Origin of the sequence: Bdellovibrio sp. GT3 (assembly GCF_037996765.1) — a bacterium.
In the GTDB taxonomy this organism is placed as follows: Bacteria; Bdellovibrionota; Bdellovibrionia; order Bdellovibrionales; family Bdellovibrionaceae; genus Bdellovibrio.
Window position 1 is genome coordinate 1,330,723 of record NZ_JBBNAD010000005.1, and the last position, 16,654, is coordinate 1,347,376.

Here is a 16,654-nt window from a genome sequence, read left to right on the forward strand (position 1 = left end):
GAAGGGGATTTGTGAATCCGATCGACGAGTTTGCGCTCAGTATGTGCAAACTCGCCTGGTGTTTTTTTCGTTATAGGCCGAAGCGTTTTTTTAGTTCATCAACAGCTTTTTGGCCTTCTTTTTCCAGCTGTTTACGACCTTGGTTTTCAGCATCTTTCTTGGCGGTATCAATGCGGGATTCAGCTTGTTTCTTTTGCGAATCCAATTGTTCCTGGGCTTTCTTTACTTCTTTGTCGAATTGCCCTTTGAATTGATTGATCTGTGCTTCGACTTCAGCTTTTTGTTTGCCGATTTCCTGCTCTACGTAAGCTTCAATTTTCTTGCGGGCTTCATCGACTTTGGCTTGGATCTGTTTTTCAAATCCTTTCGAAAGTTCAGGCCCCAGATTGGAATTAATTGATAGCGGAACGTTCGGCAAATCGCCCTGACCTTTTGCAGTCAGTGTAACCACGGGAATGCCAGCGAACACTGCTTTTAGGATTTCGTCAGCGATGTTGTTCGTCGACGAAACGTTGTAGTCAATCTTTGTGAACTTGTTGTCGAAGTCCACCGACAGATTCTTCATGCCCACAAGCTTGCCTTGAATACCCATTTCGCCATTGGCTTTGTTGAAGGCGATTTTAACATCAGGGCTTTGCACAAGATCTTTGCCGGTGATGGCATAAGAGGAAACTTTAAACTGATAGTCGATAACTGAATCATCCTGGCGATTGTCCAAGGAAAGACGAAGCAAGAAACCCAAAATCTCCATGGCTGGGAAGTCTCCAGCGACAGTTGCAATGGTCGGGCGCCCTATCAATCTTTGATTGGAAGTAATGTCCAGGATTTCTCCTTTGATATTGCCAGAGTTCGGTGTCAGGCCCGCTTGCGAGCTGATCGCTGTGCGCTTTGCCCAGAACATTGGGTAGGAATTGGGACGACCGAATTCATAGGAAATGCCTTCCTCGCGCGGATGAGGTTGAATTGCAACTTCCTCCTCTTTGTTGGCACCTTTCTTGGTGAACTTTGGTGGAAGGTACTTTTCTGCCAAAGATTTATAGCGGAAGAACTTGGCCTTGTACGGCTCCAAGTAGCGATTGAAAACGGCCATGGTCAACGCTTTCGCATCCACTTGCGGAATACGGAAGTGCTGCTCAAGGGATTTGATGTCCACCTTGATCTGTTTTTCAATGTCGCCGTACTGTGCTTGCAAAGCTTTCAGATCCTTGTCCAAATCGTTGCTGACAGCTTGCAGTTGTTTGTAGTGTCCATCGGCTTCTTTGTAAATGCCGTCCAATTGCTGAACCGAGGATGCAATTTCCTGAGGGTTCTTAAAGTCCTTGTATTGAACCTTGTTCAGGCGGTCACCCAAAGCTTTGATGTCTTTTTCCTGTGGAAGTGTTTTTAAGCGGGCATCCCAGGCTGTTTGCTTCTCTTTCAGATCCTTGTCGAATTTTTCGATCATGGCTTTGGAAGGCAGCGACTCCTGCAGCTTTTGCAACTGAACATTGGCATCTGTTCCACCCAACATGGCGATAACATCACCCAATACGTTTTCTCCGTATTGTGCATCCAGTTCTTTTTCCGCCTGAGTCTTCAGTTTATCGCCCTCAACGGCCAGGACTCCTGGCTCATTGGAAACCGGTGGGGGAGGTGCCACCTTGCCGGGGCGGGAGCGTTGATTGCCGAACTCAATTTGTTCAACAACAGCTTCGTTGATCACGAACTTCACACGCAGCAGGGCATCCCAAAGCATTCCGAAGCGGATTTCACCGATTTTCAGGGAGTTGTGGGTCGGCTTTTCGGCATCGGTAAATTCGATGCCTTTAATGCTGATATGGGCATTGAAAAAGCTTGTTTTAAGATCGGCAATATTAACTTCGGCACCCAGTGCTTTGTAGCCACTCCACTCCATAGCGCGGCGTAAATGCCCATCAAAGAAGAAATGGAAGTAGAGGCCGACAACAGTACAGAAAATGATGAATGGAATCAGAGCGCCCCAGCGGATGATGCCTTTTTTCTTTTTCATTTTTACTTCAGGAGGTGTTTGAGTGTTTGTCATGGTTCAGTCCTAGTTCCCGTAAAGATCATCATATTTAACGTACCAATTATAAAACTTGGTGGCCGTCAGGGCCTTCCAGAATTTCGTACCTTTGAAGCGAGCCACAACAGCGGCGCGGTAGGCGATGATCATGGCTTTGAAACCGTAGTAGGCAAACGGAAATAATAAAACAGAGACGATCATCGATCCCATGATGATGCTGTTGTTAAAGCGGGTCATAGGAACAAAAGGCATGTTGTACATGCTTACGAAAAGTGGACGAAGGCTTTCCATTTCCAATACGACTTTGCCAAGGTGATGTGCCGGCATGTCGAACAGAAACGCCACGAATTTATAAAAGAAAGCGGAAAGAAAAGCCGCTCCCAATTGAACTCGGAAAACGAAAACGATAAACAGCACAATGGCCGTCTGAATTGAGAAAAACGGTGCGAACCCCAGAAGCAGACCCAACGAAAGACCAAATGCCAAGGGCATCGTGTCTGTGTCGGAATTCAGAAGTTTGATAAAATTAAAAAGCTGTTTTAACAGTAACGTCATAGTTGTCCTCGTTATTAAGGTCTGATTCGAAACTCTATAAAGTTTATGACAAAAATGCGTGGCGGCAAGTGAAAAGCGAGGACAGTCCCAAGCGTTTGTCGTATGTTTTTAGGTATATGAAATCATGGGCACAACTTGTTGCAGACACAGTTCGAATGGGCGGGATGCTGGTATTTATTAATGACCAGGCTCCGCAGGATCTAACAAAGTGGCTAAGTCCACTGAGTCAGCAGTTCTCCGGGCGAATTCCATTCGCAGTTCGTAGTCATAATGACTTTTTGCGTGGCAATCATCGCACAGGCCCCCATGATCTGATTTTCTTTTTTGAGGGTCAGAAAAGTGTGCTGCAAAGTCTGGATGCAAAGCTGCAAGGGCAGCGTGTTTGGGTTTCTCCAGCGGATAGCATGCCTCATGCCGTGGATTATCTATGGCACAATGCTGATCTAAGTTCCTGGGAGATCTTCTGGCAGAGCCTGGCAACGCAATTTGATTCGTTGATGGAGAACTGGCAGGAAGAGGCCGCGGACTTTACTCCCTGCTTGTTTCTGGACCGCGATGATGTCGTGGTTAAAAATGTTCCCTACAACAAGGATCCTGAAAAGGTTGAGTTAATTCCTGAAGTGGTCTCGTTGATACGCAAAGCACATGACCTGGGGTACTGGGTCGCTGTGGTTACCAATCAATCCGGTATCGGGCGTGGGCGTATTTCTTGGTCGGAATACAAGTCCGTGCACCAGCGTATGCTAAGAATGCTGGCTCAGAATGGTGCCTGGATTGATGAGTGTGTGTGGTCTTCGTTTATTGAAAACGAAGCAGTGCCGGAAGGACGAACTTTCGCCAGTTTAAGAAAACCCCGGGCTGGTATGTTTCAAATTGTGAAAGAAAAGCTGAAAGTGGATATGCCAAAATCGTTGATGGTTGGAGACAGCGCAACGGATTTGATCGCGGCCTATTCCGCCGGGGTCGGACAGTGCTTTTTATTGAAGTCAGAGAAATTTGATCAAGAGCGCGAAACTTTGGAAAAGTTCCGCCTCGCAAATGCTGGATTTAAATATCAGGCCATATCTGAAGCTTCGGAGATATCTTTAGGGCGTTTGTAGCGCATATAAAAGAAAGCTCCCAGCAAGCTCACCACGAATGAGCAGACTTGAAATGCCGTGATTGTCGTCGGACCCACGTCTGTGGATTTGCCAGTGTAAACGTTAAACAGGAAATAGAAAGCGGCCTGACCCACGCCAACTCCTGCCGGGGAAATGGGAATAGCCGTCGCCATAAAGCCCAAAGGTGCCACCAGGAAGTATGTTTTTGCTGGGATATCTGTAAAGCCCGAAGCGACTCCTACCATGTACAAAAATAAGATAGCCGTCGTTTGTGCGATCAAACTTAATACGATCACCTGGATGATTCGCGGCATATGATTGCCATAAAGGTGCAGGCTTTCGTAGATCTTCATGAACTTTTCAGAAAGTGGAAGCTTGTTGATGACGCGTTTTAGAAGCTGGCGGTCATAGATTTTCGTTGAGAAAACCAAACCCAGTGCAACTGAAAAAACGACAAACAAAGCCACGATAAAATAAAACAAATTCAAAAGCGTCGAAACATGGCTGACATGAGCGAAGTCATAAATCATCACCACCATCGCCAGTAAGATCATGGAATAGAGGCCCAGTACACGGTCGATCAACACGCTGGTGGCTGCAACCACTTTGGTACCAGGGAATTCACGAGTAAAATAAAATGCCTTGATCACGTCGCCGCCGACACCGCCGGGCATGGCAAAATTAAAGAACTGACCAATCAAAGTAAGCTTAAACGAAGACCAGGCCTTTGCCGGAATACCCTGAGACTTTACCAGAACTCTCCAGCGTTCGCTGGCCAAGAAGAAGTTCACAAGAACGATGCCCGCGGCAAGGGCCATGATGCCTGGATTTAAAAGATTTCTTAGGGCCGAGAAGTTCAGTTTACCTGATTGGACCAACCAATAAATAATACCGGCTGCGAACAGGATTTTTATTAACTGAGCTGCAATCTTCTTGGTCTTTTTAATCATAGGTCCCATTCATACTGTAAAGATCTCTCAAACTCCACTTTAGATATAAAATAACCTATGACAAGCTGGGCCATGCGGGGTAGGAAATACCCAGTTTTTAGCTCTGGTGTTAAGATGTTCCCCCAATGTTCGGAGGTTATATGATTCCTGTAGTATTATCTGGTGGAAGCGGCACGCGTTTGTGGCCGGTATCGCGTCAGCAAATGCCTAAACAGTTTTGCACCATTTTCGAGAAACCTTTGCAGACCATGACTTTGGAAAGATGCCATAAAATGGGCACGCCATGGATTGTGACTTCAAAAGCTTTGCAGAATCTGACAGAGATCAATCTTCAAACAAATAAAATGAACGACGTACAAGTGGTGTATGAGCCTTATGGCAAGAACACGGCTCCTGCGATTGCCGTTCTTTGTAAACTTTTGGACCTGAAAGGGCTGGGACAGGAGATCGTGGGGATTTTCCCATCGGATCACCTGATCTCCAAAGAGCAGGCCTTTTTGAAGGTCGTTGATTTTGCCGCGTCTGTCGCCAGCAACAACAAAGTTGTTACCTTGGGCATTACGCCCTCCTATCCGGAAACGGGTTACGGCTATATTCAGACGAAAGCCGTCAGCCTGAAAGAAAAAGACGGCTTGAAGGCCTACTCCGTTGTGAAGTTTCATGAAAAGCCGGCGCTTGAAAAAGCCAAGGAGTTTTTGACTCAAGGAAGCTTCAGCTGGAATGCCGGGATCTTTGTATTCAAGGCTGCACATATGATTTCATTGTTTGAAAAATTGCAGCCGGAGTTGTGGGCGACAGTTTCTTCTTTGAAAGCTGACTCTTCCAATTTGGAAGAGATCTATGCGAATGTTCAAAGTATCTCCATTGACTACGCCATCATGGAAAAATTGAGTGGCGAGGAGCTGGCTTGTATTCCTTCGGAATTTGGCTGGAATGACGTGGGCTCTTGGGATGCCGTTGCGACTTTGCAAAAAGGGCAGGAAGTATTGAACGTCAAAGGGCACGGAAACTTTGTATTCGGTGATCCGGCCAAGAACTATTCGGCCATCGGCATTGATGATGTGATCGTGGTTGATACCAAGGATGCATTGATGCTGGTGAAAAAAGGCCAGTCTCAGGACGTGCGTTATGTTGTCGAGTCGTTGGCACAGCAAAAATCCAGCTTGGTTAAAGAGCATGTCTATGAATATCGTCCATGGGGATATTTTGAGATTTTGAAGGATACGGAATTCTTTAAATCAAAAGTAATTCGCGTGAATCCACACTCTCAGTTGTCTTTGCAAAGCCATGCGAAGCGTGAGGAGCATTGGACCATCACCCGTGGTACGGGCGAAGTGGTCTTGAATGATCAGGTGATTCCTGTGAAAGCTGGCTCCCACGTGCATATCCCATTGGGCGCGAAACATCGCATGCGCAACAACTCTGACGAAATGTTGGAATTCGTTGAAGTTCAGCTTGGCAGCTATTTCGGCGAGGATGATATCGTTCGCTATCAGGACGATTACCAAAGAAAGTAACATGCTGTCCGCAATTGTCTTCAAAGCCCACCTCGAGTGGGCTTTTTCATTTGTACTAACTTAATTGTAACAGATATTTCAAGATTGCCATTTGCCCATGAAGCTCCCGCCCAAGTACCTTCCCTATGCTAAAAAGCAAGGGGGCAATATGGCGCGGTACTTTGAACGGGTGAAGCTCGCAGGCATTTCCGTTTTCATAGCATTTAATTTGATGATCATAATGACGGCCTCATTCCCGGATCGCAGTGAGCTGGGGCGTTTGATATTGCGCAACTTTGGCTATTACATTGATGTGGTGGGCTTGGAGCAGCCATGGAGTATGTTTGCCCCGAATCCGATGTCATTAAACTCATACATCGAAGTCGAAATCCTTTTCAAAGATAAGAGCACTGAAAAGTGGTCTTTGCCACGACCGACGCAAATGGCGGGCGCTTCCAAAGTGATTGGTGGAGACCGTTATCGCAAGTTTACCCAGGAATACCTGATGCCCGAGAAGAATGAGGAAATCTGGTTCGATGTGGCTCGCTATGTGACCCGCAATGTGAATCAAATTGAATCTCAGGGTAGAAAAAGAGAAATCGAAAAACTGCAGTTCTATCGTTACTACAATTACGTAAAGGCTCCGACTGAGGTATTCGTTCGTCACGGCGAACTGAGTGGCGAATATAAGCGTGAGCGCGTGTTCTTCTTCCATCCGGCCAACAAGGAAAAATATGAAATCAGTCACAATAATTAAAGCAGTTTGGGATTTCTTTTTTAAACCTCAACCCGTTAATCACATTGGTCTGATGCGTGTGCTGTTTGGTCTTATTCTGATTTTTAATTGGTATATGATCTGGAGCTATCTTGATGTTTTCTGGGGAGTGGACGGTTTGGTCACGCTTAAAACTTCGATAGAGTATGGTTCTTCCTTGCGATTTAGTCTGTTTGATTTGATGCCAAATGATCCGCGTGTTCCGGCCTTGTTGGCGATTGTGAATCTAATGGCAGCTATAGGTGTGACGTTGGGTTTGTTCACCAGAACTTCAATGGTGGTGGCGTTCGTGACTTTACTGTCATTCCAGAACAGAAATGATTTTATCCTGAACAGTGGCGATATTGTTTTAAGAAACATTTTATTTTTTATGATGTTCTCTGCTGCCGGTAAGGCGTACTCATTGGACCAATGGATTAAGAGCTTGCGTCATGGTAAGTGGAAAGTTCCAGTGATGGAGCGTCCTTGGGCCGTCCGGCTTATTCAAATCCAGTTTTGCGTGATTTACGTGGCGACTGTTTTGTTTAAAATCAAAGGTAATAGTTGGGTTGATGGCACTGCTATTTACATTGCAACCCGTCTGGATGAATTTGTTCGTTATCCTGTTCCTTTGCTAAACAGCCTGGCTGTGATCAAGGTCATGACTTGGTCAACATTAGTGGTTGAGTTTGCCATGGGCACGCTGGTTTGGTTTAAGGATTTGCGTTACTGGATACTGTTAGCTGGCATAGGCCTTCATCTTGGAATTGAAGTAGTGATGAGTATTCCCATGTTCGAGTGGGTGATGATTGCGGCCATGCTGTCTTTAGTTGACCCCTATGATTTTGTAAAATTTGAGAACGCCGGTAAAGCATGGCTTATGAAATACCGTTATCGTTTCAATAAGATGCGAACCGCATAAATTAATAAATATTTATCGACTAATTAGACTTAAAGCCGTGCGCAGCAAAGCGCACGGCTTTTTTTTGGTTGAATTTCGACTCACTAACATTCAAGCAATTTATTAAATCATGGAAAATTACAATTGTTTCCATGGCATTTGCCTTTGCCTCCAAATAACTTTTTGTGAAATTTCATGGATTGCCGCGAACTGCTTCAGAATGCGTTGGAAACTTATCGTAATTTTGACAGCAATGTTTGTGGGCGTCTGTGAGGTTGCGGAGAACTACGGAGAGAAAACACAATTGGAGGAAAGATGAGATCGCGTAAGAAGATCGTTCTTGCTGCGGGTATCTCGTTACTGGCAAATCCGACTTGGGCACAAATGGCGCAGCTACAAGCTCCGCCAAGACTTGCCGACAAAGTGACGGAACAGTTGCCAAGCGAGAATGAAAAACCCAAGAGCGGCGCAGAGGCTGACGATGTTGTTGCCATCACACCGGATGGTAAGATTCGTATTGGCGTAAAACAAAAAGAGAAAATTGAAAATGGTGGATTCGTCAAAGACGGGTTGCCGAAAAAGTTTGTTGGTCCTTCGAGTGGCGGCTCAAAGGGATCAGAACGCGGTGGATTTGATTCAAAAGGAAATAACGGATCCAAGGGCTCCACATTTGGTGGTGGCGACAAAGGCTCCAACTACGGTGGTCATGATTCAAAGGGATCAGAGCGCGGTGGATTTGATTCGAAAGGGAATAACGGATCCAAAGGTTCCACTTTCGGTGGTCACGATTCAAAAGGCAACAATGGATCAAAAGGTGATCGTGGTGAGTATGGCGGCTTCGATTCCAAAGGATCAAAAGGCGAACACGGTGAACGTGGCGGATTCGATTCGAAGGGCTCCAAAGGCAGTTACGGCGACAAAGGTGAACGTGGGGAACACGGAAACTTTGGCGAAAAGGGCGAGCGTGGTCACAAGGGCGATCACGGAGATCGCGGTGAGCGTGGAGAAAAAGGTCATTATGGCGACAAAGGTGAACGTGGAGAACACGGAAACTTTGGCGATAAAGGCGAGCGTGGTCACAAGGGTGATCATGGAGAACGCGGAGAACGCGGCGAAAAAGGTGAACGTGGTCATAAAGGTGATCATGGTGAGCGTAGCGAGCGCGGAGAACGTGGTGAAAAAGGTGAATATGGCCACAAAGGTGATCGCGGAGAGCGTGGAGAACGCGGTGAGAAGGGTGAGCATGGTCACAAGGGTGATCGCGGCGAAAAAGGTGAGCATGGTCATAAAGGCGATCATGGTGAGCGTGGAACGAAAGGTAGCCACGGCACTTCTTCCTCTTACGGAACGTCGTCCTCGTATGGAACATCTTCCACGTATGGTACGACATCCACGAATGGCACAGTTTCAACATCGACTAATGGAACTGTTTCCACGTCGACTAACGGAACCGTTTCAACTTCCTCCACTGGAAATCCTGACACGACGACTGCAACTTCAACCAGCAGCAGTTCATCATCGTCATCCTCTTCCAGCTCAACTGAGAGCACTTCGACTAGCGAAAGCAGTTCAAGCTCAAGCTCCAGTTCAACGGGCGGAAAGGAAAAAAAGAACAGATTCAAAGCCAAACTTGAACCATTGTTCCACTTGGCATTCGACTTCGGTTCTTACATCGTAAACTTGACGCCTCATGAAATTCCGCAACCGGCGGCTGTGGGCGTGGTCTATGATCTTCCTTCTCAACAAACGTTGAAAACGGGCGACTATCGTGATGGTTTCCAAAAAACTGTTTACGGCAGCATCGAAGTCGGTATCGGAGCGCAGGTTAAATTCTGGTTCGATAACGCAACGGGATTGTTGGATTACTTCTGGGGATACGTGGGCGTATTGCCGATCGTTGGTAAACAAACATCGTCAACTCGCTACGCAAGCACACTGGCAAAAGCTCAATCATTGGGTGGCCGCTGGTCAGTGCCAAAAAATGCGACTGACTTGAATACCTGGGATGCCGGCGACAGCATCACTTACGTCAGCTATGGTGGAGTGATCTTCCTGGCAAACGCAGGTTTCGGTCCTGTCGGAATTGGAACAGCGAAATTGGCGCGTGGTTCCTGGGAAACTTACGTTGAAAAAGTCGGCGACAATATGGCCTACGTGAAAATGACAAGCGGTAAACTTGATAACTTGTCCATCTTTACGAGTGTGTCGATCATGTCGATCGGTAAGAACTACTTCAATGCAGCGGATGACGGATTCTCGTACTTGTTTGATTTAAGTACAGAAACCGGACGCAAAGCGTATGAAGATATGATTCGCGGTAACTCGTACGCTGCAGAACAATTTGCAACGAACAAGCCTGCAAATCTGGTTGAAATGCCGCCTGTAACGAAGGTACTGACATTCAGAACAGTTTCAACTGGAACAACTGTCAGCAAAGCTTTTGCGATCCCGATTATCTGGGACCGCGTGTTCAGCAAAGGACGAGTTCAGTCGTTCACGACTTCGGACTTGCATGTTGAGCGCAATACGGCGCGCGTTCACTATGGTATTTACAATGAATCCGATGATTCTCGTTTCTGGTTCAAACACAGAGAAGAGGACTTCATGTTCACGGGCGCGAAATACACGCTTGAGAACTGGGATAACAAAGAAACCAACACGGGAATGTTCGGTACTTACAGCTTTGCGTTCAGACATGAAGCAAGCAATGATGACCGTCTAAGAAAAGGCATTAAAGAGCTGGTTCGTAAAACGGGTCTGAAGCGTTTGATGATCAATATCCCGGACAATGCGGCTTTGGGCTACACAGGCGTGGAGTTCAATGCAAAATTGGGCGAGGAAAACACTGTTCGTCTGATGACTGCAGCACAACGTTTGACCGAAGATCAGTTCACGGCGCGAGGCTTGGCTTTGCATGAGCAATACTTCAATCGCGGGGGCGATCCTTGGGATGTTTGTAAGTTTGCTGGCTGCCAAATGAAGCAACGTAAGATGACTATTTCCGGTATGTCGAAAATGTGGCGATCGCTTCGTGCGATGAGTGCCAACATGACGGGCAATCCGAAAGCATTCGCACTGGCATACGGGCAGTTTGGTGAGGGTATGGCAACAAATCCATTCACATATCAATCTGCGATCGCGATGGCTGGTTCTGGCGTTCTACTTGAATACTTGGTTGAGGGTACAAGAATTTCAATGTACCACAAACAATGGGTCACTGATTCTGATGGTGCCTGGGTTCCATCGGACAAATTGCCGGATTCAGATATGATTCCGAAGTTTGATCCAAGAACTCGTCATTCTAAGATCCGCGGTATCGTAATTGGAAATAATCCTGGGGATGTTATGCCCGGGGATAATATTCCACTAATGCAACCGGTGGCTTACCAATAGTAGGCTCAGTTCCAAAATGCAAAAAGGCCGTTGAGTTATCAACGGCCTTTTTTATTTTATCGATTTGAATTTAAAGTTCGTGCTCCACAATCATGCATTCGCTGACTAGGTCTCCGGTTAGCAATGCCAATTGCCTTGCATGTCGCTCCCACTCATCCGGCGTTGATTTTTGCAGGCTTCCTATCAGCGACTCGAATTCATTCCATCTGCTGATAAATGCCGGTGCCGAAGTTTTGAAAGCTTTGGAAGTCTTAAAAAATTCAATCAGAACGGGTAGAGACTGTTCCTTCTCAAAGGCGCGAAGCATATCCAGCGACAATACGTTGGTAGTTCCTTCCCAGATAGTAAAAACCTGGGCATCACGTAGCAATCGGGGCAAACCTGTATCTTCCACATACCCTGCGCCACCAAACATCTCCACAACTTCGCTGGAGATCGCCAGCGCTTTTTTCGCGGTATACAGCTTCAATACTGGAGTTAGAGTGCGTAGCAGGGTGCGCTCTTTGGCGTTGATTTCACCGACTTCGTCTTTTCCCAGTAAATGCGCAATATGAAAACTGAAAGCGAAGCAGCGGCGGAAGTCTTCTTCCAGCCAGCGCAATGTTTCCTGATGCAATGGATGGTCGATCAATAGTTTGCCAAAGGCTTTTCTTTTACGCGAATAGCTCTGGGCAAGATCCAGTGCGCGACGGGCGTGCCCGATAGCGCAGATGGAATTATAAATGCGGGTGATATTCAGGACGCTGGCAATCTTTTTGATTCCATCACCTTCTCCTCCGATCATACGGGCAGGAGTTCCTTGCAGGCTTAGTTCTGCTGTTGGCAGTGCTTTGGTGCCCAGCTTGTCTTTCAGGCGATGGATCTGGATGTGATTCAACTGTTCCTGATCATTGCGAAGTTCCAGGTAAAAAAGGCTTAAGCCTTTGGATCCGGCTGCGGCTCCATCCGGGCGCGCCAGGGTCAAAGCCATTTGTGATGTGGTCGCTGATGTGAACCACTTTGTTCCGTGCAAGGAGTGGGTTGCGCCAAATTCACTTTCACCAGTGAATGGATGCGCATCCGTGGACGTGCCGCTGACATCCGAGCCACCAGTTCTTTCAGTCATCCATTGGCCGGCAGTCCAAAATGTTTTTGGATCTCTTGAGGTCAGGTGGGGAATAGCACGAGTTTTCATTTCCGGAGTACCATAGAGCTCCAGAGCTCTGGCCGCGCCGTCGGTCATCGCCAAGGGGCATGAAAAAATTGCCGAACTCGGAGAGTATAAGTAAAGCAGCGCCATTTGATAAACACGCGAGTAAGATCCGTATTTTCTTTCGTAGGCCGTGGCAACAATGCCTTCCTCTGCGGCGATCTTCTCCATGGCTTTCCAGCCTGCAGACACACGAATTTCGTCGATTCTGCGTCCCCAGGGATCAAATGGGACGTGGACGGGCGGATGAGACTCAGCATCCTCAGCAAAAGTCAGCATTTCGGTTGCCGCACGCTGCCCCAGGCGATCGAGGTGAGGCAGAGCTTGCTTCTGGCAATCTGCTGGCAGGATTTTTTTCAGGAACTTTTGAAGAAGAACATCGGACTGAAAAGTGTTCGTTAGGCTGGGCCCATCTTGATAAAAGTTTTTCATGGTTATTAGTGTAGGCTGCTCTGTGGGGCCGTACAACTGCCGTTCTGAGGAAGACCCGCTTTTTTGAGAAAATCATTGCCGTTTGTTCGATCCCTTCATATACAAAGCGCAAAGTTTTTTGGAGGGGCTATGTCGCGTATTTTGGTTGCTGTATTATCTCTTGGAGTTTTGGCGTCTTGCTCTGCCAACTTGAATAGTTCTGTTGTGTCCAACGGGAATCGCATTATGAACGGGACTGAAGTCCAGGAAACAGATGCAATTGCGGCTCACTTGGTTTCTGTTTATGACGTTGAAAATAACGGAGTCTGCACTGGAACTTTAATCGCACCAAATATCGTTTTGACGGCGGCTCATTGTATCTCCACTCACAAAAAAAATATCAAAGTCGTCTTCGGTCTGAACGTGGATGAGTACTTGGCGGCTCGCGAGCCGGATGTGCGTGAAGCCCACGTTCATAACGTAAGTGACATTATCGTCCATCCGGAATGGAACTTTGAAAAGAATCAGGATAAAGAAGACGACTGGCATGACCTTGCGGTTATTAAGTTCAAAGGCGATGCACCCGAGGGTTTTGCCCCTGCTGAGTTTTTGCATGACTTGAACGTTCTGCAAACGGGTGTGGCGGCATATGTCGCGGGTTATGGAGTCAACGAAGTTAAGCACCGGGAAATCAAAGAAGGTGAATCTTTGAAGTCCGGTGAAGAGGCTGTTTGTGACGACAAGGGTTGCATTGCGATCAAATTCGATGGTGATGGATTATTGCGTTGGACTCAGGCTCCGATTGCGACGTTCTCTGAGACAGAAATTCGTTTGGATGAACAAAACGGTGGTACATGCGGTGGTGATTCCGGTGGTCCTGCATTTGTGATGCATGAAGGAAAGTTTCTACTTTTTGGTGTCACCAGCCGTGGAAGCCTGTTCTGTAATTCTGTGGGTGTGTATACTGTAGCCCTTAAGCTTTACGACTTTTTGAAACCAGCGGTTGAACGTCTTCAGCAGTAAGACGGAACTTTGGGGAAGTTATGAAATTGATCACGCTTGCGATTCTATCCAGTCTGATGACGTTTTCTGCGACGGCGGCTGTGCCTGGCAGAATCACTTTGAAAATCGATTCCCAGAAGGCGGAAGTTCATTTGACTGGCGTCAAAGCCGGTGATCGCGTCAGCTTGATGGAAGAGATTTGTGAAGGACCTCGAGTCAAACTCTGCCGTACCAATAAAGTCGGAGAAGCCGTGGTATCAAAGGTTATCAATTCCGAGACTTCAGAGATCACCGCTGACGGAAAACAACCTTTGAAAGAAAACCTTCTGGTCGAAAAGAAGTAATTTAGAAATGTGCAATGGCGCCCAGGGTGATCATCGTTGAACGATCCGTGGGCCCGCCATCAGAGTCTTTCATAATCTCCTGGTCCGCCAGATCCTGGCGAAGTTCCAAGTATACATTCAGATTATCATTCAGCTTGAATTTGTCGCCCACAGACCAAACCTCAACCTTATCTGCACCGGGATAAAAAGTATCGACGGTGGCGTTTAAGGAATCCATTTCTCCTGCTCCCAAGATACTCTCGTAACGCAGACCCAGGGTGTGTCCTCCCAGAATATAAGAACCTTGTGCAGATAAAGACTGTGCGTAGCTTTCGCTTAAACCGTCAGGTGTCTGCGCGCGTGAATCGTAACTGACAGAGACATTAAATTCGTCGCTAACTTTATAAGTTGTCCAGATGTTCGTGGTGGCCTTGGCCACACTGGAGCCGGGAATGGTAGCTGAAGCATCCTTACCCGCATAGTAACCGGCAAACCAAAGAAACCGGCCGGCAATACCTGTTGCCGAAAGTTCGGTGGTCTTCGTCGTTGCCATTTCGTCACCGTATTGGTTGTAGGCGCTACGATTGTAGGAGCTGAGTGTGACGGCCAGCCATTCTCCAGGGTTGAATTTCAAACGCAGGCCTTCATTGTATCCCGGCACGATGCTTTGATACGCAACCGTGTTTTGGTAAAACACGTTTTCGGCCCGCATCGCAGATTCAAAACCAAGAGTTGAACAAAGTCGACCGAATCCCGCAGACCAGGCCGCATTGATGTTGTAATAGATTTCAAGCTGATCAAGGGTGCCGAAACTGTTTTTGCTGGTACCACCGGGAGTGCTGACTTCGATGGGCATGTACATCAGTCGCGCCAGGAAGGACAATTGATCGGTGTCCTTTTTTAGAATCACCTGTGCACTGTTGAAGCGATATTGTTCGTTCAACGCGCCAGCGGATGCCGGGTAGGTGTTGCCTCCCGAGGACATAAAGTTATATTCGAATGCGGCTTCACCTTGAACTGTAATACCAGAAAGGACCTCATCAGCATATGCGGTGAATGGCATACTTGCGCCTAAAGCGGCAAGAATTGTGATGAATTTTTTCATGCGTAGTCTATCGGTGAAAATAGACCTCACATTCATTCTTTTGAAGTCCAGTCGTTGTTTGGACTTTTGGTCGAGCTAAAGAGTGTCTCAGTCTAAGAATTCACGTGGCTTAGGTCCGGGGTGATAGTTGACGCATGTTCATTCCCTAAAGGTCAGGGTACAATTGAGGAATGACAGATCCTCAGCCGAAAATGATTATGGTAGGGGTAGAGCTCTTTACTGAGAACTTTCCACTTCCAGCAGACGTTTATACAAGACTCCCTTCCGGTCAGTATCTTTTGGTCGGTAAAAAAGGTGAGAAAAGTAATTTTCAAAGCTTGCACATGACTGCGCAAAAGAAAGCTGAGCTCTATGTGCGCGGAGCTGATTATGACACTGTCATTCAATTCAATTTGGCTCTGGCCAGAACTGCTGTCGGCAAAGCTCAGGTTCCAACTAATTTAAAATTGAATTTGATTTCCGGATTGGCGGATTCGGCGATCAACGACTTGGTGGATCGCAAGATTGTGTTGGGTTCTTACGAGCGTGTGAAGCAGCTATCAGGCTTCATCAAGGATACTGTCGCTCAAGTGAGTGATGTTGAAAAACTATTGGATCTGTTAAGTAAGCTGCCCGCAGACAATGCCTCGCATGGTATGGCGACTGCTGCTGTGTCTCTTTTAATCTGTGAAAAAATGGAAATTCATTCCAAGCCCACTCTGGAAAAGGTGGCTTTGGGAGCGATGTTGCATGATATCGGCATGAAAGAGATCCCCGATGCCATTTTAAAGAAAACCCGGGCTGATCGTACAATTGAGGAAACAACACACTATGAGTCTCACACGATGAGAGGTGTGGAGATGCTTCAGGAATTGAGAGAGATACCGTCAGATGTTTTGGCGATTATTCTGGAGCATCATGAAAACGCCTTGGGTATGGGATACCCCCGTCGTATTCGCGATATCAAGATGAATCCACTAGCGAGAATCGTGGCAGTGGCAAATTACTTTGTGGAGCTTCTGCACGACAAAACCGGCGAACATCAGGCTTTAACGCCAGAGGAAGCCATTCACTATATGGAAGTAACGTTAGGGCAGCCCTTCAATAAGCAGGTGTTTCTTGCCTTGAAGGATATTGTCTATGCTCATCGCAGAGCCGCCTCTTAGGTCGGCCTGAGTTAATGCCGTTCTGATCTGTCTGGATTGATATCGCTGTCCAAGCTTGTGCGACGGCGATCTTCACTAAGACGTTGATCTGATTCCGGTCTGTTTAAGCTGTCTTTAAATTCATTGAATTTTTTAGTGGCCTCTTCCTTGGACAGTCCATAGGTCTTTTCAATGTGACCTTCCAGCTTATCAAGGTTGCCTTCCATTTTATCAATGTCGTCGTCTGTCAGGCGACCCCAGGCCTCTTTGATTTTGCCTTTAAGAATCTTCCAATCACCACTCATGGTTTCTTTGTTCATAACAACCT

General features: G+C 46.9%; 14 protein-coding genes. 8 read left to right on the top strand and 6 right to left on the bottom strand.

Translation table 11 applies throughout. From position 1 onward, the window contains the following. Nucleotides 1-70: 70 nt before the first annotated feature. Together AAAA73_RS13920 and AAAA73_RS13925 are read right to left on the bottom strand one after the other, a co-directional pair. Nucleotides 71-2,041 carry a TIGR03545 family protein gene (locus tag AAAA73_RS13920; protein WP_340599074.1) on the bottom strand — a complete coding sequence of 657 codons (1,971 nt, stop codon included), beginning with the start codon at nt 2,039-2,041 and terminating at the stop codon, nt 71-73. 9 nt (nt 2,042-2,050) lie between these two features. Then, nucleotides 2,051-2,578 (bottom strand): TIGR03546 family protein, encoded by a 528-nt coding sequence (locus AAAA73_RS13925; RefSeq protein WP_340599075.1) that lies wholly within the window; start codon nt 2,576-2,578, stop codon nt 2,051-2,053. Between the two features lie 116 nt (nt 2,579-2,694). Between AAAA73_RS13925 and AAAA73_RS13930 the strand changes: the two genes are divergently transcribed. Further along, a complete protein-coding gene (locus AAAA73_RS13930) occupies nt 2,695-3,678 on the top strand; it encodes a D-glycero-alpha-D-manno-heptose-1,7-bisphosphate 7-phosphatase (RefSeq protein WP_340599076.1) in 984 nt (327 codons plus the stop codon). Here AAAA73_RS13930 and AAAA73_RS13935 read toward each other — a convergent pair. Beyond that, a complete protein-coding gene (locus AAAA73_RS13935; RefSeq protein ID WP_340599077.1) occupies nt 3,633-4,628 on the bottom strand; it encodes a lysylphosphatidylglycerol synthase transmembrane domain-containing protein in 996 nt (331 codons plus the stop codon). The two genes, AAAA73_RS13930 and AAAA73_RS13935, sit on opposite strands and share 46 nt — an antisense overlap. 140 nt (nt 4,629-4,768) lie before the next feature. On the opposite strand from AAAA73_RS13935, the gene AAAA73_RS13940 reads away from it, so the two are divergent. From AAAA73_RS13940 to AAAA73_RS13955, 4 genes are all read left to right on the top strand, one after another. After that, nucleotides 4,769-6,145, top strand: coding sequence for a mannose-1-phosphate guanylyltransferase/mannose-6-phosphate isomerase (locus AAAA73_RS13940; RefSeq protein ID WP_340599078.1), 1,377 nt, complete (start codon nt 4,769-4,771; stop codon nt 6,143-6,145). Nucleotides 6,146-6,293: 148 nt separating this feature from the next. Next, nucleotides 6,294-6,881 carry a hypothetical protein gene (locus AAAA73_RS13945; RefSeq protein ID WP_340599079.1) on the top strand — a complete coding sequence of 196 codons (588 nt, stop codon included), beginning with the start codon at nt 6,294-6,296 and terminating at the stop codon, nt 6,879-6,881. After that, nucleotides 6,859-7,800: an HTTM domain-containing protein gene (locus AAAA73_RS13950; RefSeq protein ID WP_340599080.1), complete on the top strand. Its 942-nt coding sequence runs from the start codon at nt 6,859-6,861 to the stop codon at nt 7,798-7,800. The genes AAAA73_RS13945 and AAAA73_RS13950 overlap by 23 nt, the downstream gene beginning before the upstream one ends. 294 nt (nt 7,801-8,094) lie before the next feature. Next, complete coding sequence (locus tag AAAA73_RS13955; protein ID WP_340599081.1) at nt 8,095-11,172, top strand: hypothetical protein; 3,078 nt, start codon at nt 8,095-8,097, stop codon at nt 11,170-11,172. 70 nt (nt 11,173-11,242) lie between these two features. Here AAAA73_RS13955 and AAAA73_RS13960 read toward each other — a convergent pair whose 3' ends face one another. Next, nucleotides 11,243-12,793 carry an acyl-CoA dehydrogenase family protein gene (locus AAAA73_RS13960; RefSeq protein WP_340599082.1) on the bottom strand — a complete coding sequence of 517 codons (1,551 nt, stop codon included), beginning with the start codon at nt 12,791-12,793 and terminating at the stop codon, nt 11,243-11,245. A 129-nt stretch (nt 12,794-12,922) separates the two neighbouring features. On the opposite strand from AAAA73_RS13960, the gene AAAA73_RS13965 reads away from it, so the two are divergent. Further along, entirely contained in the window at nt 12,923-13,795 is an 873-nt protein-coding gene (locus AAAA73_RS13965) for a S1 family peptidase (RefSeq protein ID WP_340599083.1), read from the top strand. A 20-nt stretch (nt 13,796-13,815) separates the two neighbouring features. Then, nucleotides 13,816-14,118, top strand: a complete 303-nt coding sequence (locus AAAA73_RS13970; protein WP_340599084.1) for a hypothetical protein — start codon at nt 13,816-13,818, stop codon at nt 14,116-14,118. A gap of 1 nt (nt 14,119) precedes the next feature. Here AAAA73_RS13970 and AAAA73_RS13975 read toward each other — a convergent pair whose 3' ends face one another. After that, a complete protein-coding gene (locus tag AAAA73_RS13975; protein WP_340599085.1) occupies nt 14,120-15,202 on the bottom strand; it encodes an outer membrane beta-barrel protein in 1,083 nt (360 codons plus the stop codon). A 170-nt stretch (nt 15,203-15,372) separates the two neighbouring features. On the opposite strand from AAAA73_RS13975, the gene AAAA73_RS13980 reads away from it, so the two are divergent. Next, the gene (locus tag AAAA73_RS13980) at nt 15,373-16,347 is read left to right on the top strand and encodes an HD-GYP domain-containing protein (protein WP_340599086.1); all 975 of its coding nucleotides are present in this window, start codon (nt 15,373-15,375) and stop codon (nt 16,345-16,347) included. 11 nt (nt 16,348-16,358) lie between these two features. Here AAAA73_RS13980 and AAAA73_RS13985 read toward each other — a convergent pair whose 3' ends face one another. Continuing rightward, nucleotides 16,359-16,646: a CsbD family protein gene (locus AAAA73_RS13985; RefSeq protein WP_340599087.1), complete on the bottom strand. Its 288-nt coding sequence runs from the start codon at nt 16,644-16,646 to the stop codon at nt 16,359-16,361. Between the last annotated feature and the right edge of the window lie 8 nt (nt 16,647-16,654).